This window comes from Streptomyces sp. TRD_SC_5 (assembly GCF_056836825.1).
In genome coordinates, this window is sequence record NZ_JBWZZS010000001.1 from 2,460,364 (window position 1) to 2,484,346 (window position 23,983).

The window sequence follows — 23,983 nt, forward strand, 5'->3', positions numbered from 1 at the left end:
TCTCCAGAGCCCCTGGTCCGACTTCTGCCGTTGGGCCGGACGCGCCTGGACACGTGTAGATCGCCTGAGGCAAACACCACATCTAGGTCTAGCGTGGAGGCATGCCGAACGAACACGGTGAGTACACCGAAGAGGAAACGCGACGGTACCAGGCGGAGGAGTGCTCTGGGTGCCACAAGCCAAAGAGCGTGGAGTGGGTCACCTCGAACCCCGGCAAGGAACCCCCGCTGTACGTCCCCGGACTGGAGACGTGCCGGAACCCGGAGTGTCCACGGAGTTTCGACTACCAGGCCGGCTAACCGGGGCGAGAGCCTGGTACCCAAGCCAGACAGCGACGTACTGCTACACGGAGGGAGACGACAAGCTGAGTTCCGGGAAGTAGCCGTTCAACCTGCCGACCTGGTCGACGAGAGCCCTGCGGGAAACCCGCTTACCCCGCACCTCTTCACCGTTGGTCAGCCGTACGACAACTGTCACGGAATCCCAACCGGGGATAGGCGAGATGGAGTCAAAGTCGTAGGGGATCTCCCACCGCAACCCACCAAAGGCCGGAAGCTCCATGTCCGGAGCCTTGGAGGCACGAGCAGTCTTGACGCGGGGAACAGTGATCTCTTGGTAGACCGGAACGAGCCGCTTCAGCCAAGGCTTGCGTATCAGCTTCTTGAGCGGATGACGTAGCGGCATCCAGCTCACGACGTGAACACTCTCGACCTTGGCCGACGTGGGGCTGAGGTTCTTGACGTGCAGCCGGAAACCAAAAATGACCTTACCTTTCTTGGCGTCTTCGACATCTCCTAGCAGCCCCCACATGACGTTGGCTTGAACTTGCGGCCTTACGCGCCTATACGTCATGGCAGCAATGCTCATGTTCAAGGCCGTGGCAACTGCCGCAGCGATGGCGATACCTCGGGCCCACCAGTCAGCAGCCATAGTGTCAGTCTTCCTCTGAAGTTGTCAGCGTCGGGAAGCCCATCGGCTTCTCGGAAAACAGCTTCCCGACCTCATCGGCGTACAGTCGCAAACGTTCACGGTGATACCACTCGCCACGTAGCTTCTCGCCGTTGGTGAGCGAGATTTGGAAGGTCAGGTATTTCCAGGGGGTACCGGGGATAGTCACCCAGTCGTCCAAGACGTCCCAGTGCAGCCCCCCGAACGCGGGAAGCTCCTTTTCCCGTTCCACCATCATCCCCTTACCGTTCTCCAGAGGGATGGGTACTTCATGGACAAGGTCGACGAATTTGGAGCTGTCGGTCCGGAAAGCGTCCCACCGTGTGGGCTCGCCCTCGGGGTGTCGGGTGATCAACTGAAGTCCCCTGATCTTGGCCGGAGTTGGGCTCAGGTTCCGCAACTGGAGCTCAAAGCCGAAGCGTCCGTTGCCCTCCATCGCCTTCCGCGTCGAGTCCGGACCTATCAGGGTCCACGCCACCTTGAGGCGTACACGCAGCCTCACCCTGCGGTACGTCAGGGCTGAGACGAGCATGTTGGCCCCCGTGAAGAGGGCACTGACTGACGCGACGATGATCGCGATGACACCCGTTGACATGGCCCAATGATGCCCAGCAGCAACCGCGTTGGATCCCGACTTGAGGAACATCAGCGGTTGAGCAAGCCCGGCCGCCTTGCGAACGCTCCTGGACGGCCATGTGCAGAGGTGGTGAGCGAGCCCTACAGGGTGAGTAATAGCCCCGCGCAGCCCTCCGGCAGGCTAGGGGAGGGGGCCCGCCTCTGCCGGCACACCGGACATAGCTTGCAAAGCTCCGGACAGACGCTTCCTAGACCTGCAAGAGCCCTGGTCAGTGCTCGCCGGCCCGACCGTCGTACCCCCAGGCCGGTACAACTTTCTCTACTTCATCAAGGCGTCTCGCTCCGCTCGCCGCGCGCTCCCCGGCTCCCGCCTGGGCCGACGCTCATGCCTTCGGCCCGCTCCGGCCCCGGCTACGCCGGTCGCGCGGCTAGGGCGGACACCATGGGTAGGACCCCGAGTCTGGGGCCGGTCGGCTCCACGGGGAGTCAGGGAAACGGTCCGGCATCAGCGCAGGTGGAAGACTCACAGGGGCGGGATAGCCTCGGAGGCTGATCTCAGCATCCGCAGGTAGGGCGGTTGATGCGTCTGGACATCAACGGAAGCGGGTATAGGCCGCCCAAATCGGATCGGGGGGCCATGGCTGACAGCAGCGACGTTTTGCTTGAGCTCTGGAAAGATCAGCGTGACCAGATGCGGCAGCTTGAGAACCAGCGCGCGACGCTCACCAACATCGTGATCCTGGTGGTAGCAGCGGGGCTGGGGTTCACCACTCAGAGGGGGCCAGGGCCGTCGATGCTCGCGGTCACACTGCCCATGACGTTGCTCGGGTCATATGGAGCATTGGCATGCATGAAGTACCGGGAACGACAAGCTCTCCACGACACACAAGCTTTGAGTCTTCGGAAGAGACTAAGCGACCTGCATCCGAGTCTCGCCATCGACTCAGAGTGGGCTGACACCTACCGAAGGCAGCAGGCCCGTTTCCCCAAACTGTTCAGATTGCGCCTCTACGCGTTGTGGGTGGCGCTTCACCTCGGCATCGTTCTGCTCGGAGCGGCGTTGTCCGTGTGGTCGCTCCTGTGACGAGTCTGATGAGTGCCCGTCGCGCGTCCGATGTGCCGGGGAGCCAAGGGGCACAGCGATCGTGCTCCTTCTCGTACGGTCAGGGGCTCGCTAAACCTCGGCTTACCAACGGTCAAGCGGCCCGGTGGTATCTGACACCAACGTCTGACACCAACAACCCCGGACGAACACGGATCGGTGCGGACCCTGAAGATGAATAGTTGGCCTCACCATCGGCGAGCGCCTGCATCAAGGGTCCGTAATGGCTAAGGGTGTTCCCTGCTCATGCCTGCCTAGAGTGCGTGTGTCGTCCAGGGGCGCAGTTGCCAGCCTCGTGCTCAAGGACGGCAGTAAGGCAACGACTCAGAGTTCGATGGTCACTGCTCAGAGTGCCGCCGTGAACGTATATCAAGGCACCCGGCTCTGGCTGCGCCCGCGCTCCTGCCTTCGGCCCGCTCGGCGCTGCCGCCGCCGACGCGTGCCCGCAGTGGATAGGCCCGTTGGGCATGAGGCGAGAACCAAGCCCGCGGCTTCAAGACATGCCTCCGGCGGGGGCGCTCAGACTCCGGGATGGTAGGGGCTCCGTTCGCGAGTGCCGGCCGGAGCGTGGTGAGCGTCGTGATGGCTCCCATCCCGACCAGACCACCTTCGCCCCAGGCAAAGCCGAGCAGTCGCGGTTCACGGTGTGTGGGGCGAAGGCGGACGGGATGGGAGCTGGGGTGAGTGTGGGTGGGGGTGTGGTGCCATTGCCCTGCTTCAGCGCTCTACTCGCCTTTCGCTTCCCCAGTAGAAAATAAGCGTCTTCCGGCGGGCCTTCTTGAGCTGCATCAGAAGGGCAGCGTAAGTCGCGTCCGAAGTCTGCCACTGATCGTCGTCCCACTCGGGAATCATGTAGGGCTCTAGGGCGGCCAAAGCGCTCCGCATCTCTTGAACGGCTTGACGGTAGTATTCGAATCCCTTAACGGGAAGTTCACGGAGGTAAGCGCGAGCCTCGTCACTGTCCCCGATTTCGACCAGATTCACGGTCCTTGGATACCTGGCGGCCAACTGGGCTACCCGCACAGCGGAAATCGCACGGTCGAACGCGTCGCGCCGCGACGTCTGCCACCCGAAGCGAGTGGCAGCAAGTGGCGCAAACAGGGCCCCGACCAGTACGCCAGAAAGGGCTAGCACAGGGGCCAACCACGATGTCATCTGCATACTTCATCCCCTTATAGGACCCTCGTCGTACGAGGGAGGCTGAGCCCCCTCAGTTCAAACGATCTTCCGGAAGCGCGTCCAGCTAGAGCCCGGACCCCAATGAAAGCCGTCACCTGTGTTCCAGGAACTCATAGCCCAAAGATGAGTGATTTCCTTTGGCAGTTGGGGCGTAACCGTTGGGAGGGGTCCATTAGATCTCACCAATGGGTCGAGCGCTTCAAATGGCGCCGTGGTGAATCCTGGAAGCAGCAGGAATAGATGCCGCTCATCTGCACCCGAACGCTGCAACTTGCCAAGATTGTCAGCCTGGTTAGGTTGAGTAAGCCAGTCGCCAACCCAATGAGCGAATGCATCACCCGTATCAGGAACCCAGCCGCCAGACCTATCGAGCGGCAAACTAATTGTGCAATAGATACTTCCCGGGAATTCAGTACTTACAGACTGGTATGCGGAGACGACCCCAAACCGCACGGCCTGCTCCACAAGATCGTCAGTGGGGCCGTGCACCTCGCTGAGTTGAGGTATGCCCATCGCCTCAAGACGGGCAAGTAGCCTAGGGAGTTCGGAGCGTATGCGCTTCGCTCGGGCCGTCGGCGCAAGGGCCACCATCCATCCGCCAGCGAGGTCTTTCCGAATCCACCTGTCACCACCGTTGATGAGCTTCCACAGTTCCAGCGACACCGCGTCCGCAGCTGCCGTCACCTCCACGGCCGCGAATTTGCGCCCTTCGCGCACAAGATCGAAGTCGTGCATACCTGGACGGCTACCGTCGTCGTGGAGACGTACCTCCACATCGGGCAGTGCCTGTTGCAGACATGCGCGGACCCACTGCTCTTCACCACGGAGTCGTTGCATACAAGGACTATGCCGACGACACGTCACCGCCGCGAGCGGTTTCGACGTAGGAGACAGGGCGAGGGGCCTTCTGTCGACTGATCCGCCTAGAGCTATGGGTTAGAAGGCCGGCGGAAGTGCTGAAGTGTTTAGAGGGGTGGCGGCGACAGGTGGCCGAACGCCGTGGTCGCACCCCTAGCGTGTGGCCCCCAGCGGCCGCGCCCGACAGCCGGCCGTGGGCCATGTGTGGGCCACGATGCTCCGTCTCAGTTTCCGTCTCATTCATCTCCGTCCGTCGGTGTTCATGGCCGTCCGCGCTGCGGATTTTCCGGTGCCCGTGAACGGCCCTGAACGTAGGCGGACGTCTACGAATATGGCTGTGACCAGCACCAACAGACTTGGAAAGCGTGTTGGGGATCGATGCTCACCAGCGGTGCGGAACCCCGCGTTCCGGTGGATGAGCGGTGACGGAGACTGCACGAGGCAACTCTTGAGCTCCTAAGCAGCAGGTCAGGGCCGTGATCATATAGAACAGAATCACTCTCTTCTAAGCGCTTGGCCGCAGGTTCGAGTCCTGCCGGGGGCGCCACCGCCCAGCCCTCCCTCGCGGAGGGCTTTTTTGCTGGTCAGGTGCTTACGGAGCTGGTCGAAAAGCTCGGCTTCCCTCCGCCGGGCGGAGGTGGATCAGGAGCCGTCGATCAGTTTCTCGACCTCAGCGGGAAGACCCTTGCCGGAGTCGACGGCGAAGAGGACGGCCTCACCAGGCGTGTCTCCCACCGCGATGGCGATGTCGGTGTCGAGCCCCTCGACCGCATAGGCGGCCGACTCGGTCGAGGGCTCCTCGCCCTCGTTCTGGCCGCCCGTGTCGTCGCAGGGCGCGGAACTGACGGTGCCGAGCTTTTCCCCGGTCTCGAAGTGGACGTTGGCGACATCCCCGTAGGCGCGACCCTCGTACGTCACCCGGTAGGCGCAGGACGCCGAGTCACCGCCACCGCCTCCGCTCGACGAAGTACAGCCGACGGTCGACGCCACTGCGGCGACGGCCACCAGGAGCATGCACGCAGATCCGCCTCGGCCGACCGGGAAAGCGGCGCTCATGGGTTCGTCCCTTCTCTCTCGGCATGTCTCCGGCTCAGCAGATGTTGGAGTGGGAGCCGGGATCACGCGATCACGCGATCACGACCAGGAGCGAGCCCAGCACGAACACGGGCAGCCCGAGGAGCAGAAGCCGGCCCGCGGCCCTCAGTTCGCTACGGGGGTCGAAGTCGACGCCGGCCACGCCGATTTTCGCCCGGCGGGGGCTGACGACACCCGTCGAAGGCGTGTCGACGTACGCCGAACCAAGAAACCACGCCGGCAGTCCTCCCGCGCCCCGGCCCCGGGTGACCGCCCCCTCGGGGGCGGTCACCCGGGGCCGGGTGGTCGGGGCCGGGTGGTCGGGGCCGGGTGGTCGGTTGGACGGTCAGTCCATGGTGCAGGCGGCCGACGTGGGCACGGGGCTTGCCGGGGCCGCAGCGCGGTCGGCCTTCCTCGTGGCGGCACGTACGGCGGTGAGCTGGAGCAGCAGCGCCGCTGCCGCGAAGCCCGCGGCCCACAGGGGCAGTACAGAACCGCTCCAGCCGAAGGCGAAGGCCGCGCCGCCCAGCCCGGAGCCGATGGCGCTGCCGAGGTAGAGCGCCGACTCGTTGAGGGCAACGGCGACGGGGCCGCCGCGTTCGCCGCGGGCGGCGAGGAGGTCGTTCTGCTGCGGCACCTGGAGCGCCCAGCCGACCGCGCCCCACACCGCGATGGGCAGGAGTGCCAGGAGCGGGGTGACAGAGGCGGTGAGGCGAAAGGCGAGCAGGGCGACGACCAGGATGACCAGGATGCCGACGACCAGGGTGGCGGGGCGGCGGACCCGGTCGACGAGCGAGCCGATCAGGATGCTGCCGAGGACACCGCCGATGCCCCATGCCCACAGGTACGGGGTGATGTTGTCGACGCCTCCCATGGCACCGGTGGCCATGACGGGGACGAAGTACGTGTAGAGGCCGAGGCTGGCGACGGCCGCGAGGAGCGAGACCCCGACGACCGAGGCGACCCGGGGGTCGGTCACCACCTGGGCCCGCTGGCGCAGGCTCACCGTCTCGGTGGTCGGAAGTTGCGGGAGCCGTAGCAGGAGCCCCAGGAGGGAGGCGAGGCCGATTCCCGTCACCAGCCACAGGGTGGCGCGCCAGCTGGTGTGCTGCGCGATGTAGACGCCGGCGGGCACACCCAATACGGTGCCCGAGCTCATTCCGCCCATGATCACGGCCAGGGCCCGGCCGCGGCGCTCCCGGTCCACGAGTGACGCGGCGGCGGCTGCCGCGAGCGCGAGGTAGAGGCCGGCGCCCACGCCGGCGAAAGCGCGGGTGATCAGCAGCACGGGCAGTGAAGTCGCGAGCGCAGAGCCCGCGTTGGCAATCGAGAAGACCGCCAGCGAGGCCAGCAGTCCGGTACGTACGCGGGAAGCGGAGAGCAGAGTGGCGAAGATCGGGGAGGCGATGGCGTACGCCAGCGTGAAGGCGGTGACCATCTGACCGGTGGATGAGACGGACGCGTCGAAGTCGGCTGCGATGGAGGGCAGCAGACCCGCGGTGACGTAGGCGTCCAGGCCGAGCGCGAAGGCTCCCAGGCCCAACAGGTAGACGAGTTTCACTGATTCCTCATTGTTCGAAGATTCCGGTACATGCGTACATGATGGAGGCCGACTGCCACGAAGCAAGCAGGACCGGAAAGATTCAGCCACCCGGCCCGGGGAGCGGTTGTGCGATTCTTGAGAAGTGCGCCACTACTTCCACCCGGAGATCGAAGACGTCTGCCTGCCCGACGTCCTGTTCGCACTGAGCGATGCCACCCGCCTGGGCATCGCGGTCGCACTCGCGGACGGCGAGGAGCGCACCGCCGGCGAACTCGGTGGCAGCATCGCCAAGTCGACGATGACCCACCACCTGAAGATCCTTCGCGAGGCCGGCACGCTGCGGGTCCGCTCCGAGGGCACCCGCTGCTACAACTCCTTGCGCCTGGAGGAGTTGCAGACCCGCTTCCCCGGCCTGCTCGACCAGCTCCTCGGCTTCGCCGTCACCTGCGGCTACACCTCGGCCGACTCCCGTCCCCGCCGCTGACCGGGCGGAGAGCGGGGGCCGGTCGGTCAGCGGCGGCCGGTCGGTCAGCGGCGGCGGCCGGTCCTCAGAGGTCCAGCTCGACCTCGTAGGCGGAGAGCCATGAGTTGAGCCCCAGCGCCATCTCCAGACCCGAGCGGTCGTACTGTGCGCTCATCTCGCCGACCGGCCTGTCCAGCAGGGCCTTGGTGGCGCCGTTGTCGAGCAGCGGGAGTACCGGGGACGAGGAGTCGGCGAGCACCTCGGACAGCGAGGCCCGCAGGCCGAGCTCGTACGCCGGGTCCTGGGTGGTCGGGTAGGGGCTCTTCACCCGCTGAACGATGGACTCCGGCAGCAGGTCCTTGGTGGCGGCTCGCAGCAGGCTCTTCTCCCGCCCGTCGAACGACTTCATCTCCCAGGGGGTGTTGAAGACGTACTCGACGAGCCGGTGGTCGCAGAACGGTACGCGGACCTCGAGCCCGACCGCCATGCTCATCCGGTCCTTGCGGTCCAGGAGCGTCTGCACGAACCGGGTGAGGTTGACGTAACTCATCTGCCGCATACGGCGGTTGACTGCGTCCTCGCCGGGCAGCACCGGCGACTCGGAGATCGCCTGGGCGTAGCTGTCCCGCAGGAAGCCCGGCATGTCCAGCTTCTGGATGAGACCGGGGTCGAAGAGCGACTTGCCGTCGAAGTACTTGCCAGTCGCCGAGGTGAGCCAGGGAAACGTCTCCGCTCCGAGGGCCTCGCTGTCGAAGAACCAGCGGTAGCCGCCGAACACCTCGTCGGCCGATTCGCCCGACAGCGCGACTGTGGAGCGCTCGCGCACGGACTGGAACAGGCGGTAGAGCGAGGGCCACATGTCGCCCCAGTAGGCGGGCGGCAGGTCGAGGGCGCCGAGAACCTTGGCTCGAAGCGCGGGATCCGCCAGTTCCCTGCTGTTCATGATGATCTCGGTGTGGTCCGCCCCGACGTGCTTCACCAGATCGCGTACGAAAGGGGTGTCCGAGGATCCGCGCACCGGGTCGACGACAAATTCCGTCCCGTGCTCCTCGAAGTCGACGGAGAACGAGCGCACCGGCCCTTCTCCCCGGTCGGCGAGCGTGCGCGAGGCCAGCGCGGTGATCACGGACGAGTCCAGGCCACCCGAGAGCAGGGAGCACAGCGGTACGTCCGAGATCGTTTGACGCTCCACGATGTCCTCGAGGAGCCCACGGACGGTTTCAATGGTCGTGTCCAGGTCGTCGGTGTGCTCGCGCGCCTCCAGTGCCCAGTAAGTGCGCTTGGTCAGCCCCGACTGCTGGACTCGCACCAACTGGCCGGGCCGCACCTCGTACATGCCGGCGAAGACACCCTGCTCCGGCGTCTTCACCATTTCCAGGATCTCGCGCAGGCCGTCCGAGCCGACCCTGCGCGGCACCGCCGGATGGCCGAGAATCGCCTTCGGCTCGGACCCGAACACCACTCCGTCCGGAGTGGGGTAGTAGTAGAGCGGCTTGACTCCCATCCGGTCGCGGACCAGCAGCAGCGTTTGGCTGCGGAGGTCCCACAGGGCGAAGGCGAACATGCCGTTGAGGCGGTCGACGACACCCTCGCCCCATTCGAGGTAGCCCCGCACCACTACTTCGGTGTCGCTGCGGGTCCGGAAGGAGTGGCCCCGGGATATCAGCTCCGCGCGCAGCTCCTTGAAGTTGTAGACCTCGCCGCTGTACGTCAGGCAGGCGAGCTCGCGGCCGTTGTCCTCCGCGACCATGGGCTGCCTGCCGCCGTCCAGGTCGATGATCGACAGCCGGCGGTGGCCGAGGGCGGCGTGCTTGTCGGTCCACATGCCCTCGGCGTCCGGACCGCGGCAGGCCATGGTCCGCGTGATCGCCTCAAGGGTGTGCTGTTCCAGGCGTACGTCGCGGGCGAAGTTCACCCAGCCGGCAATTCCACACATGATGTCTCCTCGTAAAGCGGCAGCGCCGATCGCGTTGTCGCCCTTGAATACGGGTGTCAGGAAAAAGAGGGAGGTACCTCGGCCGATCTCAAAAACGGCGTTCTAGCCCAGGCGTTCCAAGTCGGCCTCTTGGAGAACTGTGCGACCGAGAGGGAAGTACGTGACAGGTGCGGTGGACCGCACCTGCTCGTCCATCGAGTTCAGCAGCCGTTGCAGGGCGAGCGCGTCGGCCAGCCCCGGAAAGGGCGACTTCGGCTGTTGTCCCCGCAGCACGAAGTCCGTTACGTCGGAGGCCATACGGCTCAGCTTGACGATGGTCTCCGAACCCTCGGGGACGGGCTGCCCCCGGGTGTCCAGCTCGTGGATCACCTCGTCGCCGGCGGAGGTCCGGCGCCACACACGCAGCCGGTCCGCATCCCAGGCCGGGGTGTCGTAGACCGTGCTGGCGTAGAGCAGTTCTCCCTCGGGGCCGCGAAAGACAAAGTCGATCTCGCGCTTGCGCGTGATGTTCACGAAGCTGCTGTAACCGGTGACCCTGCCGTCACCGAGCCGCGCCGACAGGGCCACACTGTCCAGCACGTCCTCTCCCGAGACGGAGAAGTCCGACCTGGTTCCCAGGACGGATTCCAGCGCGAGTTCACTTCCCCCACCCGCGATCCACTGGACCAGATCCAGCGGGTGGATCACCTCGCTCTGCACCCCGCTGGTGGGACGGTGATCGTTGATGCGGTCCTTTCCCCAGGTGAAGTGGGCCCGGACCAGACCCAGCCCGTTCTGCCGGACATAGGACCGCAGAAGCCGAGTGACTTCGGAGTACCGCTCCACCATGTCCATACAGAACCCAGAGATTCCCCGAAGCCCGGATTCGATGTCCGACAGGTCCTCCCCGGGCAGCGCCAAGGGTTTTTCCGCCACCACGAAACCCTGGTAGCCGGCCAGCGCCGAGAGCACTTCGGTGTGCGCCATGTCCGGCACCGTCACCACGACCGCATCCGGACGGAAATCTTCGAGCGCCTGTGCCGGAGATGCGAAGTAGGGAAGGGTGACGCCCTTCGGACTGCGGCCCACGTAGGCGAATTCAGTGGGAACTCCGGTGCGTGAAAACGCGTTGAGGAATCTCGTGCCCGCATAGCCGAGGCCAACGATCAGGATCTTCATTTTCAGACACCTCCAAGGGGCAGCGAAAAGAGTTCCTCGCCGGACGGGCGGAACCCCAGCTTTCGGTAGAGGGGCCCGCCGACCGCTGTCGTCTGGAGGGCCACCACGTCGGCGCCGGCGTCGCGCAGCCAGTCGAGTACGTAATCCATGACGCGCACCCCGAGGCCCTGTTGCCGCAAGGAGGGGTCGACTACCACGGTCTGCACCCAGCCCGACCTGCCGCTGGGGCAGTGCACGGTAGGGGCACGCTGGTCCACGACTGCGATGGCGCACGCCGACAGCGCGCCCGGTTCGCCGATCACCGCAACATGGACCCGGTTGCTGTTCTCCGCCAGGACACGGCCGAGCCATGCGCGGTAGTCACGCTTCCAGGCTTCGTCCTCCTCCGGACTGCGGGCCGCGTAGACCGCATTCCCCGCGCTGAGCAACTGAGTGCGCAGGCGGACGAGCTCTGCGATGTCTTCAAAGGCCGCGGATCGCGGCTTCAAGTGGTCCTGGGAACTCATACCGAGGGACTCTAGGAGGCCGACAACGGAAAGAGAAATGGGATGCATGCATCATCTATGCAGTTGCGGAATAACCGATCGAGGGACCTCTGCAACCTCGCATTATGCAACATTCCCATGGGGGTTCCAGGTTCAACATTTCCCTCAGGAGGCCAAATCCCTCTAGCTTCACAACGGCACGGCAAACGAACGTCACCGAATGTGTTCACTGGAGATTTCATGTTCAGTTACGTAGATTTCTTCTCGTCCCAAATCGAAGCCCTCAAGCGGCAGGGCGAGTACCGCACCTTCGTGGAGATCGAGCGGCGTGCGGGCTCGTTCCCTGCCGCACTGAGGTTCGGCCCCGGGGACGGCAGGAGGATCAGCGTCTGGTGCAGCAACGACTACCTCGGGATGGGGCAACACCCCCTCGTGCTGGCTGCGATGAAGAGGGCGGTGGATGAGGCAGGGGCCGGCAGTGGCGGCTCCCGCAACATCTCGGGCAACAATCACTACCACGTGGAACTGGAACGCGAACTCGCCGACCTGCACGGCAAGGAGTCGGCACTGATCTTCCCTTCCGGCTACGCGGCGAACGACGCCGCGCTCACCGTGCTCGGCAGCCGGCTGCCGGGATGTGTCGTGTTCTCCGACGCGCTCAACCACGCTTCGATGATCGCGGGGATCCGGCACAGCGGAGCCGAGAAGCACGTCTTCCGGCACAACGACGTCGACCACCTCGAAGAGCTGCTGGCCGGCACGGACCCCGCGCTGCCGAAGGTCATCGCTCTGGAGAGCATCTATTCCATGGAGAGCGACATAGCTCCGATGGAGCGGGTGGCGGAACTCGCCGAGCAGTACGGCGCGTTCACCTACCTGGACGAGGTCCACGCCGTCGGCATGTACGGTCCCCGTGGCGCGGGGAAGGCCGCCGAGCTGGGCATCGAAGACCGGTTCGACGTCGTTCAGGGGACGCTGGCGAAGGCCTTCGGCACCGCGGGCGGATACGTGGCGGGCCCCGCCCCCGTGGTGGACGCCATCCGAAGTTTCGCCGCTGCCTTCATCTTCACCACGTCGCTGCCGCCCGCTGTCGCGGCCGGTGCACTGGCGGCAGTACGCCACCTCAAGCGCTCGGAGCGTGAGCGCACACAGCTGGGCCACAAGGCGGCTCTGCTCCAGGGCCTGCTGCGGGAAAGCGGCATCCCGGTCGTGTCCGAGGCGGCCCATATCGTGCCCGTACTGGTCGGGGACGCCATGAAGTGCCAGAACGTGGCGAGGCGACTCCTGGACCAGCACGGCTGCTACGTACAGCCGATCAACTCACCCAGTGTGCCGGTGGGTTCGGAACGTCTGCGGGTAACGCCCACGCCCCACCACAGCGACGACGAGATCGTGGCCTTCGCCCGCGCACTCGATGCCATCTGGGAGTCCGAGGCCCTTCCCAGGACGCTGGCCCCCGCCACCGCGTGACCCTGCTCCTCCCTGACCAGTCCGTGTCCATGGCACCGGCGTGCCCGGACCGAGCACCACTTCATGCGCCCAGAATTCGTGCCTCCATGAAAGGAACACACCCTCGTGCGCAAGCCTGTCGTCGTCGTGGCCGACCCCTTGCCCCCCGACACACTGCGAGACCTCCGGAACTGCGAGGTCAGACCCTGTGACGGCCGCGATCCCGCCGCTCTGCACGCCGCCCTCCACGACGCCGACGCCCTGCTCGTCCGCAGTGGTACGCAGGTGGACGCGGATGCCCTTGCCGCAGCCCCCCGGTTGCGCGTCGTCGCCCGGGCCGGTGTCGGCCTGGACAATGTGGATGTGGAAGCGGCCACCCTGCGAGGTGTGCTGGTCGCCAACGCCCCCCTCTCCAACGTGCTCAGCGTGGCCGAGCTGACCATAGGGCTCATCGTCTCCCTGATGCGGAACGTGGGCCCCGCTGGTTCGGCGTTGCGTGCCGGCCGGTGGGAGCGGGCCCGCCATCAGGGAACCGAGCTGGCCGGCTGCACGGTGGGGATCGTCGGGCTCGGGCACGTCGGCACCCTGGTCGCCCAGCGACTGGCCCCCTTCGGGGTCGAGATCATCGCGTACGACCCCTATGTCTCCCCTGCCCAGGCGGAAGCCGTGGGGGCAAGGTTGACGGAACTCGACGAGCTGATGGTGCGCAGTGACGTCGTCACGGTCCATCTGCCGAAGACTCCATCGACTACGGGACTCATCGGCGAGGTCGAGCTCCGGCTGGCCAAGCCGTCGATGCTGCTCGTCAATACGGCGCGCGGCGGCATCGTCGACGAGACAGCGCTGGCCGTCGTCCTCAAGGAGGAACGACTCGCCGGGGCGGCGCTGGACGTCTTCGCGATCGAGCCTGCGGTGGGGAACCCTCTGCTGGCGTTCGAGAACGTCCTGGCCACCCCGCATCTGGGCGCCGGCACCCGGGAGGCGCAGGAGCGGGCCGGCCGGGAGGCGGTGACCGCGGTGCTGTGCGCGCTGGCGGGCGAACTGCCGGCACACACGGTGAACGCCGCGGCGGTGGACCGCAGTCGCCATGCGTCCTTGCCTCACCCCGCCTGACGCGACGTGCTCATGGGGGTGGTCACCGTATGGGAGATCACCCAGGATCACCCCCATGAGCTGTGTCCGGCTTCAGCCGCGCGGCGGCCCGGTGGGTCGCGGGTCTCCCACGAAGCGCTGGCGGCCGTCGGACGCCAGGACCACCTGAACGATTTGGATGAACCGGTTCGCCAGCGGATGGCTGCCCTGTACGGGCTGGGCCAGGGAGACGGCGATACGCGGCCCGCCCCGCAACAAGACGAAACTGACGGAGGGGTGAAGTGTGCGCTTCAGTGCCAGATCCGGCACCACGCTCACCCCTTTCCCCGCCGCTGTCGACTCGATGCACTCGTCGTAGTTGAGACACCGCAGGACTATCCGGGGGCGGCGGCCGGGTCCCCAGTCGTGTTCCCCGACCGGCCCGGCCGCCTCGTTGACGACGAGGGGATGGTCGGCGAGCTCGGACCAGTCCATCTGGCCGCGCGCTGCCAGCGGGTGGTGGTTGGGCACTGCCGCGACGTACTGCTCGCTGGCCACCTGCGTCGCCTTCAGCCCGCCTCGTTGCGGCCGCCCGCGCAGAATCGCCACGTCCAGGGCCGACTGAGAGACCCCGGCGCCGACGTCGTCCCTGCGCCTGAGTTCGACCCGGACCCGGGTCTCCTCCTCGAACCGGCTGATGGCGTCGTGCACCCATGCGCCGGGAAGGAGCCAGGAGAACCCGAGGCGCAGGGCCGAGACCGCGCCGTCGGAGCGCAACGCCTTTTCGAAGAGGGGCAGCAGGACCTGGAGTTCGTCACGGAGTTTTTCGCCGGCCGGAGTCAGGGACACCTGACGAGTGGTGCGCTGGAACAGCCTCACCCCCATGCGCTCTTCGAGACGCCGTACGGATCTGGTGAGCGCCGGCTGGTTGCTCGATATCCGGATCGCCGCGTCCGTGAAGCTCAACGCGTCCGCGACGGCGAGAAAGGCATTCAGGTGACGCAGGCTGACATCCGCCAACCGCGCCGGGGAGGAGTACAGGACCGGTGATTCGCCGGTTTCCACGGATTGGTGCGTCATGACGAACTGCCGACCCGGGGCGCCTCCCCCTCCCGCTCTGCTTCCGCCCCCGACGACGTACCGGTGAGCTCGGCGGTGAACGCGACCAGGCCGCCCTGCACGGCTTCGACCCGCAGCCGCGGGCGTCCGGCAGCATCCGGGGGCAGTGGGCGGGAGAGCAGCGCGCAGAGCGCATCGAGCTCTACGTAACGGGTGAATTCACACTCCAGGGAAGCAATCTCACCACCGGCGCCGCCCCCTTGGCGAAGCGTCCCGTACATCGCCTGGTGTGCGGCCTCCAGCAGGAGCAGCCCCGGCACGTGGTCCACTGGGTGATCGAAGAAGACCGGATGGTCGGTGACCACCCTCAGCCACTGCGCGGCGCCGCAGTTGCCGGGGGCCAGGACGACGTCCCTCCCCAGAGTGCGGTTGACGGATTCCGCGCGTACCGGGGCAGGCACGGGCACCGCCTGGGACAGCGCCAGAGGAATGTCCCCGTACCGGCCCCGAAGACGTTGGTAGACCCCCACGGACATTACGGCGAACCGGGTCTCGGCCGATGCAATCCTGACCCCGCCCCGAGTGACGGCCATCCACATCGACAGCGCGGCGGGCCGGCGGCCGCGGTAGGAGATGTCGAAGCACTTCACGTGCAGTTCGACCTCCCGCCCGAGGTCGGCACCGGTGAATGCCGGATGGTCGACCTGGTAGGAGAATCGTTCCCAGATGAGCTGATGCCCGATCGGCACCTCGTAGGCGGCGTGGCACAGCAGGGGGAAGGTCTGACGGATCGTCTCGCAGAGCAGCAGCGGGTCGAAAGCCCCGCCCGCCCGGTAGAAAGAGTGCTCGTCCGGCCACTCGGCGGCTATTCGGAAACTGTCGGGTCCAGCCCTGCGCCAGCTCCTGAGGTAGACCTCCGAAGCGTTCGTCTTGTGTACGTAGTGCTGCGGCACTGGGCTGCCGACGGCATCAAGGACGTGGTTGCTGACAGCTTCGCATGCGGACACGAGGACCGCCCCCCTCTGTGTGAGCTCACATCACCGCAGTAGTTGAGTGATGCACATACCAGCAATAACATAGAGACCGATCTGTTTCTTGTCGAGAGAGCTTGGTGATCTTAATGGTGACTCGGAGCACACAGGAGCGTGCCGTCCGAACCCGAAGTGTGCTGATCCGAGCCGCAGCCGAGGTCTTCGACGAATCCGGCTACTCCGGCGCAGGGATCACCAAGATCCTTGCCCGCGCGGGCCTGACGCACGGCGCCATGTACTTCCACTTCAAGTCGAAGGAAGATCTCGCTCGCGCCGTCATGCTTGAGCAGGCGGCCGATCTGCAACTGCCCGACAAACCACGGGGACTCCAGCAGTTGGTGGACCTGACTCTGATGCTGGCCGCAGAGATGCAGTACAACAGCATGCTTCGCGCGGGAGTGAGACTCGCTGTGGACCCGGGTGGCCCAGCACGCCACGACGACTCGATCTACATCTGGTGGGCCGAGCTGTTCCACAAGGAACTCCTGGCAGCCCGCGAGGCGGGCGAACTCCGCCCGGGGGTGGACGAGATGGACTTCGCCCTGACGCTGGTGGGCGCATACACCGGGACTCAGCTCATGTCCGAGCTCGCCTCGGGGCGCGAGGACCTCGCGCAGCGCATCACAGCCCTGTGGCGCTATCTCCTGCCCGCCATAGCCAACCCGGAGGTGCCCGCAGTGCTCACCATCGATGGCCTGCCCGTCGGGCGGGGACTGTGAGTACTGTGCGTGTGGTGCTCACCGGCGGCACGGGGTTCGTAGGCAGCAAGACGGCTGCCGAGTTCTTGCGGTGCGGCGGGGTGAGCCTGCGAGTCGTCGGCCGCACCCGGCCCCACTGTGCCGACAGCCCGCACGTGGAATGGGTATCGGCGGATTTCAGTGAGCCCGGTTCACTGCGCGGCGTGTGCCACGGCGCGGATGTCCTCGTCCATCTCGCTTCACTCGTCTCCGGTACTGAGGAGAGGTGCCGGGAGGTCAATACCGACGGTACGGAAGCCCTTATGGCGCAAGCGGCTGCCGCCGGGACCAGGCGTATCGTGCACCTTTCCACCTCGGCGGTGTACGGCAAAGGCCCTCACGCGGGCCAGGACGTCGAAGATCTCGTTCCTGCCCCGGTCTCCGTGGCCAGTGCCACCCGCCTGGCAGGTGAGCAGCACACGCTCCGGGCCGGCGGAGTGGTCCTGCGCGCCGGCCTGGTGCTCGGGGTCGGCGACCGTTGGGTCGTACCGGCGTTGGCCCAACTGCGGGAGCGGGTTCCGGTCCGTTGGGACGGGGGCAACGCGAAACTGTCGGCCGTGGACGTGTCCGACCTGGCCCGGCTGATCCGTGCGACCGCACTGCGGCCGGCCCTGACAGGGCCGGCCGTCGTCCACGCCAACCATCCCCGCCCCGTGCGGATCGGAGACCTCATGACGAGCCTTGCCGAGCATGGAATTCTTCCGCCCTGGCCCGAGGAGGAACTGCCCTGGGAGCAGTGCGTGGTACGACTCGCGGCCAGTCAGGGCACAGTGAGCGAAAGGCAGTTCCACCTGCTCGCCCAGAACCACTGGTACCGGAGCGACGATGTCTGGCAGCGTGCAGGGTGCGCCCCGGGCCCTGGCCCTCTGGCTCGGCTGGCGGACGCCGCCGACTGGTACCGGTCGTTGCTCGGAAGGAAGTTCCCCCGGGATACGGAGGGGAAGTGACGGGCGAGGTTCCCCGGGCCGAGTCTTGATCCGTTACGCGGCCGTCCAAGCGAGACGGGCGTCAGCTCCGTGGCCGGTGGGTGGCATCGGCAGTGCCCCGCCGCGGGCTTGTCGCGGCGGGGCACTGCCTTCCCGTGGAGGGTCAGCGGTTGAACGCGGAGCCGAGGGCGGCTCCGGGGGCGGTGGCGCCCAGGGTGCCGGCGCCGAAGTTGAAGGAGCCGGTGGTGGTGATGCCCGTCGCGGTGCCGGGGAGGAGCCAGACGGGGCCCTCGCGGCGCAACGCTGGGAGTGCTTTGGCGGGCACGCTTGCTCCTTCGGTGCGGGGTGGGGCTGCGGAGGAGCAGACGGCTCCGTACACACCTCACCAGACACTCGGGCTCTGCAAATGGTTGCCCTGCGGTTGACTCCTCGCAACTGACCGTTTCCGTCGGGGCTGTTCCCAGGGCAGGTGGCGCCCTATGCCAGCGCTGCGCCGACCACCAGGGCGAACCCCGCCGTGACCAGCAGCGTGCGGACCAGGTGCAGCCGGTTCCACCGGGCCTCGAACGCCTCCCGGACCTCCCGGTCGGTCCCGCCGGTCTGCTCGGAGGCGGCGAGTGCGTTGTTCAGCGGGATGTTCCCGGCGACGGTGACCAAGTGGTTGAGGACCACGCAGACGAGCCCGGCTGCCAGCAGTACCCACTGCGTCCCCGAACGGTCGTCGCCGGGAACGGCGAGCGCGGCGACCGGGAAGACCACCGAGGCGAGCATGACCGACACGAACACGCCGCGCGGTACGTCCTCGTTGATACGCCGCATCGCCGCCACGAACTGCTCGTCCGTCAGCCGCCCCAGGGCGGGCATGATCCCGGTCAGGAAGATCAGCATGAAGCCGGCGTAGAGGCCGGTGGCGACGATGGCTGGGGCGATCAGGAGAGTGGCCATGACGCACATCATGGCCGACCCCCCGTCAGGACACGATGTCTTTGCGGCTGAACCCGCGGAAGGCGAGGGCGAAGAGCACCAGTGCGTACGTCACCGACACCGCCGCCCCCTTGAGCATTCCGCCCCACTCCAGCTGCGGCTGGAGCGCGTCGGCCCAGGCGAACTGCCAGTGCGCGGGCAAGAAGTCACGCCAGGAGCCGAGGGCTGTCACCGCGTCCAGCACATTGCCCACGATCGTCAGGCCGACCGCGCCGCCGACCGCGCCCAGCGGGGCGTCGGTCTTCGTCGACAGCCAGAACGCGAGCGCCGCGGTGACCAGCTGGGAGACGAAGATGAAGGCCACGACGAGCGCGAGGCGCGGTATGGCGTCGCCGGCCGGCAGTGAACCGCCCGTCGGCAGCTCCAGTGGACCCCAGCCGTACGCGATCGAACCGGTGATCAGCGCCACGGCCGGCAGCAGCACCATCGCGGCGAGGCTGAAGGCCAGCGCCACCGCCAGCTTGCTCCACAGCAGCCGGGCGCGTGGCACCGGCGCCGCCAGCAGATAGCGCAGCGATGACCAGTTGGCCTCGGAGGCCACCGTGTCGCCGCAGAACAGCGCGACCGGCACCACCAGCAGGAAGCCAGCGGAGACGAACAGGCAGGTCGCGGCGAAGTTGGCGCCGGACGCGGTGGCGGTGTCCATCAGGGTCACCCGGCCGCCGTCCCGGCTGGGCGTGCCGCCGATCGCGAACGCGGCGATCAGGATGAACGGCAGCGCGCCCAGCACCACGGCCATGACCATCGTGCGACGCCTGCGCCACTGCCGCATCGCCTCGACGCGCAGGGGAAGGGTGTGCCCGGCCCGGTAGCCCGGAGCCGATTGAGTGGCCGGTGCGGTGGCCGGTTCCGGAGTCGGTTCCGTAGCCGGTTCAGGGACCGGTGCGGTGGCGTTGGTGCTCATGCGGCGGGGCCTCCGATCAGGGTGAGGAACGCGTCCTCCAGGCGACGGTTCGGCCCGACACCCGTCAACGGGACGTCGAGGCGGACCAGTTCCCCGATCAGTGCGCTCGGCGACGCCCCGTCCAGCCGTACGAGCAGGCCTTCGTCGGTGCGTACGGCGGACCCGATGCCCGGCAGCGCGCCCACCTTCTCGGCCAGCACCTCGGTCACCTCGTCCTCCGTCGTCACGAGCAGCGTGTCCGTGCCGCCGGTGATCTCCGCGACGGGCCCGGCCTGCATGAGCTGCCCCCGGTCCATCACGACGAGGTGCGTGCAGGACTGCTCGACCTCCGACAGGAGGTGGCTGGAGACGATGACGGTGCGTCCCGCCGCCGCGTACCGGATCATCACGTCCCGCATCTCGCGGATCTGGGGCGGGTCGAGGCCGTTCGTCGGCTCGTCGAGGATGAGCAGGTCCGGCATGCCGAGCATGGCCTGGGCGATGGCGAGTCGCTGCCGCATGCCCTGTGAGTACGTCCGTACGGCGCGCTCCAGCGCGTCGCCGAGCCCCGCGATCTCCAGTGCCTCCTCCATCCGGGAGTCCTCGGCGGGCCGGCCGGTGGCCTGCCAGTACAGCTCCAGGTTGGCGCGCCCCGTCAGGTGCGGCAGGAAGCCGGCGCCCTCGACGAACGAACCGACGCGCGACAGGACGGGCGACCCCGGCCTGATGGCGTGCCCGAAGACCCGGATCTCGCCGCTGTCGGGCGTGATGAGGCCCATGAGCATGCGCAGGGTGGTGGTCTTGCCCGCGCCGTTCGGGCCGAGGAGTCCAAGGACCTGGCCCTTCTCGACGCGGAAGGAAAGGTCCCGTACGGCGTACCGGTCGGCGGACTTCGCGTACTTCTTCGTCAGGTCCGTGATCCGCAGCGGCACCTCGGCGAGCGCCGGGTCGGGCGCGGGCGCCGCTGTCCGCCGCCGGGCGGTGAGCAGCAGCGCCACGGCCAGCGCGGCTCCGATCGCGGGCAGCCCCCAGACCCACCAGGGCAGCGGAGCCGCCTGGGTCCGCACGCCGGACGCGGTGGGTACGGTGAGCGCTCCGTCCCCTTCGAGAGAGACGGCGTACGCCGCCGGGCCGGCCGGGGACGCGTACCCGAGGTCGGTGGCGGCGAGCACGACGCGCAGCCGGTGCCCCGCCCTGACCTCGTGGTCGATCGCCGGGAGCCGCAGCTCGACGCGGGCGCCGTCCTTCGCACCGGCCCCGCTCACGCGGACGGGCGAGACGAGCTGGGAGGGCAGCACCTGCCGGCTGCCGTCCGCGCTCACGTCGTACACCTTGCCGAACAGGACGGCGTCGTCGCGGTCCGACTTCACCTTGACCTTCACGGTCGGCGTGCCGGTGACGCGCAGGTCGGAGGCGAGCGGGGCGGTCTCGAAGCGCGCGTTCTGGCCGGGGAAGTCGAGGGAGAGTCCGACGCCGAGCCCGGACAGCTGGGACAGTCCCCCGACGCCCGGCACGGCGGAGATGGCCGGCGGGTTCGCCCCGGCCGGGTTGGTGAAGTGCTGCTCGCGCTTGCCGGTCGCCAGCTTCAGCTCGCGCTGCCCGGCTTCGAGGCCGGGGTAACGGTCGCCGGTGGCGCCCCTCAGCCGGGCCGCGCCGTCCGTGGAATCGACACCCCCGGTACGAGTGACGCGGAAGGCAGGCCCGGTGTCCGTGCCCTTGTCGCCCTTCAGGTAGCGGTCGAACCAGTCGGCGATCCGGCCCTCCACACGGGTCGCCTCCCGGTCCCCGCCGTCGTGCCCGCCCGCGATCCAGTCCACGGCTACGGGCGCGCCGTTGCCCTCGATGGCCTTCGCGATCGAGTCGGCGTGGTCGAGCGGGAAGAGCGAGTCGCTTTGTCCCTGCACGATGAGCGCGGGCACCTTGATGCGGTCGCCGACGGCGGACGGGCTGTGTGAGGCCAGCAGGTCACGGGCGGCGGCGTCCGGTTTTCCGGCGACCGCGACCCGTTCGTACATCTCGCACAGCCGCTTCTCGAACCTGTCGCAACCGCCACCCGTGTTGATGAAGATCCCGGCCCAGAGCTTCTTGAAGACCCCGTCGGGGAAGAGCGCGTCGGCCAGATTCCAGTAGGTGATCTGCGGTGCGACGGCGTCGACCCGCTTGTCGTGGCCGGCGGCGAGGAGCGAGATCGCGCCGCCGTACGACGAACCGCTGACGCCGACGCGCGGATCGCCCTTCGCGTCGAGCCGCACCTCGGGGCGCTCCGCGAGCCAGTCGATCAGCCGCGACACATCCTTGACCTCGCCGTCCGGATCGTTCAGCCCGATCTTCCCGGTGGACTTCCCGAAGCCGCGCGCGGACCAGGCCAGCACGGCGTACCCGTCCCGGGCCAGCTGCTCGGCCTGCGCCTGTACGTCGCGCTTGCTGCCGCCGAAGCCGTGGCCGAGGAGGACGGCGGGCCGTTTCCCCGGCCCGCCGTCCGTCGTGGACGCCGTGAAGAACGAGGTGTCGATTCTCACCCCGTCCATGCTCATGATCCGTTCCTCGCGGTGCACGGCGGGCGCGTCGCTGTCGGAGGCGACGGCCGTCCATGTGCCGCCCCCGACGAGGACGGCACAGGCGGCGGCCGCACCGACGAGCGCCCGGCTGCGGGGAATGCGTAGCTTCATACCTGAACCCTAGGTCCCGGGTATGACAGCCGAAGCTGCCCCCGGATGGAAGTCTCTGGAGTACTCAAGGAGTACGGTGCCGCCGCCCCGTACCGCAGTGGGAGTAGAGAGGGGAGCCCCATGGATGTCCGACCGGTCGTCCGACGAGCGACGACAGTGACCGAGCTGACAGCCGCCGAGCATCTCTACGACGGCCCGGCGCGCCCGGAATGGGCCGAGCGTTTCCTGGCCGCGCCCGGCCATCTGATGCTCATCGCGTACGTCGACGAAAAGCCCGCCGGAATGGTCTCGGGCATCGAGATGGCCCACCCGGACAAGGGCACCGAGATGTGCCTGTACGAACTGTCCGTCGACGAGCCGTACCGGCGGCGGGGCATCGGCCGCGTCCTGACGCAGGCGCTGGCGGAGGTCGCGAAGGAGCGCGGCTGCTACGACATGTGGGTGGGGGTGGAGCGCGACAACGACGCGGCGCTGGCGACGTACCGCTCGGCGCAGGCCGAGGACGACGGCGATTTCGCGATGCTGACATGGACCTTCGAGTGAACGTGAGCGCCGCCGGCCGTTCGCTGGCCACAGGTCAGCGCTCGCTCGGCGATCCCCTGGTCCGTTACCCGCTGTGGCCGCCGCTCACCGCCGGCTGCCCGGCCACCAGCACCCCCGCCATGGCGTACCCCGTCGAGGTGGACTACGCGTACGGCGACGTACCGGACACCCTCTTCGCCCCGGCTCCGGACAGGGGCGGCATCGACCGCTGGGCCCCCCTCCTGCCGCCACTGCACGCCCCCGGCCTGGGGGAGGGCCGTACGCCGCTCGTCGAACTCGCCGACGGCGTCTGGATCAAGGACGAGTCCCGCAATCCGACCTGGAGCCACAAGGACCGGCTGAACCGCTGCACGGTGAGCGCGGCAATGGGATCGGGCGCGCAGGGCATCGTGGTGGCCTCCTCCGGCAACCACGGCGCGTCGGCCGCCGCGTACGCCGCCCGCGCCGGTCTGCGGTGCGTGGTGCTGGCGTCGGCGGACGCTCCGCCCGCCGTCCAGTCGTTCCTCGACGCGTACGGCGCGGTCGTCCTGCCCGTGCCCGTGCACGAGCGGTGGCCCCTGATGCGGCAGATCGCCGACCGCCTCGGCTACCACCCGGTCAGCAACCTCACGGCCGCCGCGCACACCGGCCACGCCTTCGGCCCGGAGGGCTACAAGACCGTCGCGTACGAGATCCACGCCGAACTCGGCGTCCCGGCAGCGGTGTTCGTTCCGACCGGATACGGCGAACTGCTCTTCGGCGTGTGGAAGGGTTTCGCGGAGCTGGTCCGCCTGGGACTGGCCGCCCGTACGCCCCGGATGTACGCCTGCGAGCCGGCGGCCGGCGCCCCGCTGGCGGCCGCGCTCGACCGTGGCATCCCGGCGGCAGCGGTCCCGGTGGGCCGCACTTCGGCGTACGCGATCGACTGCCCGGTGGGCGGTTACCGGGGCGTGATCGCGGTACGGGAGAGCGGCGGCCGGGCGTTGCGCGTGACGGACGCGGAGATGGCGGCGGCGCGGGCGGAACTGGCGACCGGTGGGCTGTGGACGGAGGTTTCGGCGGCGGCGGGCCTGGCGGGAATGCGCCAACTGCCGCCGTCGTCCGACGAGGGGGCGGTGGTCTGCCTCTCGACGTCCAGTGGCTTCAAGGACATGAGCGTAGGCACGAAGCAGCTCAAACCCCTCTCTCCGCCCGACTGGGCGACGGCGGCAGAGCGCCTGCGGGCCGCAGGCATCTCTTTGGCTTGATCCCGCCCGTAACCGGACCTTGTGCACTTGTGTGCCGCACGAGACCCTGTGCTGCGCATCCGCAGCACACCGCACCACACCAC

Annotated in this window: 24 protein-coding genes; 8 read left to right on the forward strand and 16 right to left on the reverse strand. The window is 67.7% G+C overall.

Features of this window, described 5'->3' with window-relative positions:
- Nucleotides 1-342: 342 nt before the first annotated feature.
- Together AC1P0E_RS11275 and AC1P0E_RS11280 are read right to left on the reverse strand one after the other, a co-directional pair.
- The gene (locus AC1P0E_RS11275; RefSeq protein WP_482742035.1) at nucleotides 343-930 is read right to left on the reverse strand and encodes a hypothetical protein; all 588 of its coding nucleotides are present in this window, start codon (nucleotides 928-930) and stop codon (nucleotides 343-345) included.
- 4 nt (nucleotides 931-934) lie between these two features.
- The gene (locus AC1P0E_RS11280; RefSeq protein ID WP_482742036.1) at nucleotides 935-1,543 is read right to left on the reverse strand and encodes a hypothetical protein; all 609 of its coding nucleotides are present in this window, start codon (nucleotides 1,541-1,543) and stop codon (nucleotides 935-937) included.
- Nucleotides 1,544-2,161: 618 nt separating this feature from the next.
- Between AC1P0E_RS11280 and AC1P0E_RS11285 the strand changes: the two genes are divergently transcribed.
- Nucleotides 2,162-2,608, forward strand: coding sequence for a hypothetical protein (locus AC1P0E_RS11285; protein WP_482742037.1), 447 nt, complete (start codon nucleotides 2,162-2,164; stop codon nucleotides 2,606-2,608).
- Nucleotides 2,609-3,343: 735 nt separating this feature from the next.
- Here AC1P0E_RS11285 and AC1P0E_RS11290 read toward each other — a convergent pair.
- The 5 genes from AC1P0E_RS11290 to AC1P0E_RS11310 all read right to left on the reverse strand — a co-directional run bounded on the left by AC1P0E_RS11290 (nucleotide 3,344) and on the right by AC1P0E_RS11310 (nucleotide 7,298).
- Nucleotides 3,344-3,610: a hypothetical protein gene (locus AC1P0E_RS11290; RefSeq protein ID WP_482742038.1), complete on the reverse strand. Its 267-nt coding sequence runs from the start codon at nucleotides 3,608-3,610 to the stop codon at nucleotides 3,344-3,346.
- A 231-nt stretch (nucleotides 3,611-3,841) separates the two neighbouring features.
- A complete protein-coding gene (locus AC1P0E_RS11295; RefSeq protein ID WP_482742039.1) occupies nucleotides 3,842-4,540 on the reverse strand; it encodes a hypothetical protein in 699 nt (232 codons plus the stop codon).
- 765 nt (nucleotides 4,541-5,305) lie between these two features.
- Nucleotides 5,306-5,719, reverse strand: a complete 414-nt coding sequence (locus tag AC1P0E_RS11300; RefSeq protein WP_482742040.1) for a DUF6281 family protein — start codon at nucleotides 5,717-5,719, stop codon at nucleotides 5,306-5,308.
- Between the two features lie 70 nt (nucleotides 5,720-5,789).
- Complete coding sequence (locus tag AC1P0E_RS11305; protein WP_482742041.1) at nucleotides 5,790-6,029, reverse strand: hypothetical protein; 240 nt, start codon at nucleotides 6,027-6,029, stop codon at nucleotides 5,790-5,792.
- 54 nt (nucleotides 6,030-6,083) lie between these two features.
- The gene (locus AC1P0E_RS11310) at nucleotides 6,084-7,298 is read right to left on the reverse strand and encodes an MFS transporter (RefSeq protein ID WP_482742042.1); all 1,215 of its coding nucleotides are present in this window, start codon (nucleotides 7,296-7,298) and stop codon (nucleotides 6,084-6,086) included.
- A 124-nt stretch (nucleotides 7,299-7,422) separates the two neighbouring features.
- On the opposite strand from AC1P0E_RS11310, the gene AC1P0E_RS11315 reads away from it, so the two are divergent.
- Entirely contained in the window at nucleotides 7,423-7,764 is a 342-nt protein-coding gene (locus AC1P0E_RS11315) for an ArsR/SmtB family transcription factor (RefSeq protein WP_482742043.1), read from the forward strand.
- A 64-nt stretch (nucleotides 7,765-7,828) separates the two neighbouring features.
- Here the strand turns inward: AC1P0E_RS11315 and asnB are convergent, their stop codons facing one another.
- From asnB to AC1P0E_RS11330, 3 genes are all read right to left on the reverse strand, one after another.
- Complete coding sequence (gene asnB, locus AC1P0E_RS11320) at nucleotides 7,829-9,679, reverse strand: asparagine synthase (glutamine-hydrolyzing) (protein WP_482742044.1); 1,851 nt, start codon at nucleotides 9,677-9,679, stop codon at nucleotides 7,829-7,831.
- 102 nt (nucleotides 9,680-9,781) lie between these two features.
- On the reverse strand, nucleotides 9,782-10,837 hold the full coding sequence (locus AC1P0E_RS11325; protein ID WP_482742045.1) for a Gfo/Idh/MocA family protein: 1,056 nt from the start codon (nucleotides 10,835-10,837) through the stop codon (nucleotides 9,782-9,784).
- Nucleotides 10,838-10,839: 2 nt separating this feature from the next.
- Entirely contained in the window at nucleotides 10,840-11,343 is a 504-nt protein-coding gene (locus AC1P0E_RS11330) for a GNAT family N-acetyltransferase (RefSeq protein ID WP_482742046.1), read from the reverse strand.
- 219 nt (nucleotides 11,344-11,562) lie between these two features.
- Between AC1P0E_RS11330 and hemA the strand changes: the two genes are divergently transcribed.
- Together hemA and AC1P0E_RS11340 are read left to right on the forward strand one after the other, a co-directional pair.
- Nucleotides 11,563-12,792 carry a 5-aminolevulinate synthase gene (gene hemA, locus AC1P0E_RS11335; protein ID WP_482742047.1) on the forward strand — a complete coding sequence of 410 codons (1,230 nt, stop codon included), beginning with the start codon at nucleotides 11,563-11,565 and terminating at the stop codon, nucleotides 12,790-12,792.
- A gap of 105 nt (nucleotides 12,793-12,897) precedes the next feature.
- On the forward strand, nucleotides 12,898-13,884 hold the full coding sequence (locus AC1P0E_RS11340) for a hydroxyacid dehydrogenase (protein ID WP_482742048.1): 987 nt from the start codon (nucleotides 12,898-12,900) through the stop codon (nucleotides 13,882-13,884).
- Between the two features lie 72 nt (nucleotides 13,885-13,956).
- Here the strand turns inward: AC1P0E_RS11340 and AC1P0E_RS11345 are convergent, their stop codons facing one another.
- Nucleotides 13,957-14,922, reverse strand: coding sequence for a LysR family transcriptional regulator (locus AC1P0E_RS11345; RefSeq protein WP_482742049.1), 966 nt, complete (start codon nucleotides 14,920-14,922; stop codon nucleotides 13,957-13,959).
- A complete protein-coding gene (locus AC1P0E_RS11350; protein ID WP_482742050.1) occupies nucleotides 14,919-15,908 on the reverse strand; it encodes a ScbA/BarX family gamma-butyrolactone biosynthesis protein in 990 nt (329 codons plus the stop codon). Before AC1P0E_RS11350 ends, AC1P0E_RS11345 begins: the two co-directional genes overlap by 4 nt.
- Before the next feature lie 113 nt (nucleotides 15,909-16,021).
- On the opposite strand from AC1P0E_RS11350, the gene AC1P0E_RS11355 reads away from it, so the two are divergent.
- Together AC1P0E_RS11355 and AC1P0E_RS11360 are read left to right on the forward strand one after the other, a co-directional pair.
- Entirely contained in the window at nucleotides 16,022-16,651 is a 630-nt protein-coding gene (locus AC1P0E_RS11355) for a ScbR family autoregulator-binding transcription factor (RefSeq protein WP_482742051.1), read from the forward strand.
- Nucleotides 16,648-17,616, forward strand: a complete 969-nt coding sequence (locus AC1P0E_RS11360) for an NAD-dependent epimerase/dehydratase family protein (RefSeq protein ID WP_482742052.1) — start codon at nucleotides 16,648-16,650, stop codon at nucleotides 17,614-17,616. Before AC1P0E_RS11355 ends, AC1P0E_RS11360 begins: the two co-directional genes overlap by 4 nt.
- A 142-nt stretch (nucleotides 17,617-17,758) precedes the next feature.
- Here the strand turns inward: AC1P0E_RS11360 and AC1P0E_RS11365 are convergent, their stop codons facing one another.
- The 4 genes from AC1P0E_RS11365 to AC1P0E_RS11380 form a co-directional block, all read right to left on the reverse strand.
- Nucleotides 17,759-17,920: a hypothetical protein gene (locus tag AC1P0E_RS11365; protein WP_482742053.1), complete on the reverse strand. Its 162-nt coding sequence runs from the start codon at nucleotides 17,918-17,920 to the stop codon at nucleotides 17,759-17,761.
- 152 nt (nucleotides 17,921-18,072) lie between these two features.
- Nucleotides 18,073-18,540: an anthrone oxygenase family protein gene (locus AC1P0E_RS11370; RefSeq protein ID WP_482742054.1), complete on the reverse strand. Its 468-nt coding sequence runs from the start codon at nucleotides 18,538-18,540 to the stop codon at nucleotides 18,073-18,075.
- A gap of 25 nt (nucleotides 18,541-18,565) precedes the next feature.
- Nucleotides 18,566-19,483 carry an ABC transporter permease gene (locus AC1P0E_RS11375; RefSeq protein ID WP_482742055.1) on the reverse strand — a complete coding sequence of 306 codons (918 nt, stop codon included), beginning with the start codon at nucleotides 19,481-19,483 and terminating at the stop codon, nucleotides 18,566-18,568.
- Complete coding sequence (locus AC1P0E_RS11380; protein ID WP_482742056.1) at nucleotides 19,480-22,131, reverse strand: alpha/beta fold hydrolase; 2,652 nt, start codon at nucleotides 22,129-22,131, stop codon at nucleotides 19,480-19,482. The genes AC1P0E_RS11375 and AC1P0E_RS11380 overlap by 4 nt, the downstream gene beginning before the upstream one ends.
- Nucleotides 22,132-22,251: 120 nt before the next feature.
- Here AC1P0E_RS11380 and AC1P0E_RS11385 point away from each other — a divergent pair, with 120 nt between their 5' ends.
- Nucleotides 22,252-22,674, forward strand: coding sequence for a GNAT family N-acetyltransferase (locus AC1P0E_RS11385; RefSeq protein ID WP_482742057.1), 423 nt, complete (start codon nucleotides 22,252-22,254; stop codon nucleotides 22,672-22,674).
- Nucleotides 22,659-23,900, forward strand: a complete 1,242-nt coding sequence (locus AC1P0E_RS11390) for a threonine synthase (protein WP_482742058.1) — start codon at nucleotides 22,659-22,661, stop codon at nucleotides 23,898-23,900. Before AC1P0E_RS11385 ends, AC1P0E_RS11390 begins: the two co-directional genes overlap by 16 nt.
- Nucleotides 23,901-23,983: the final 83 nt, after the last annotated feature.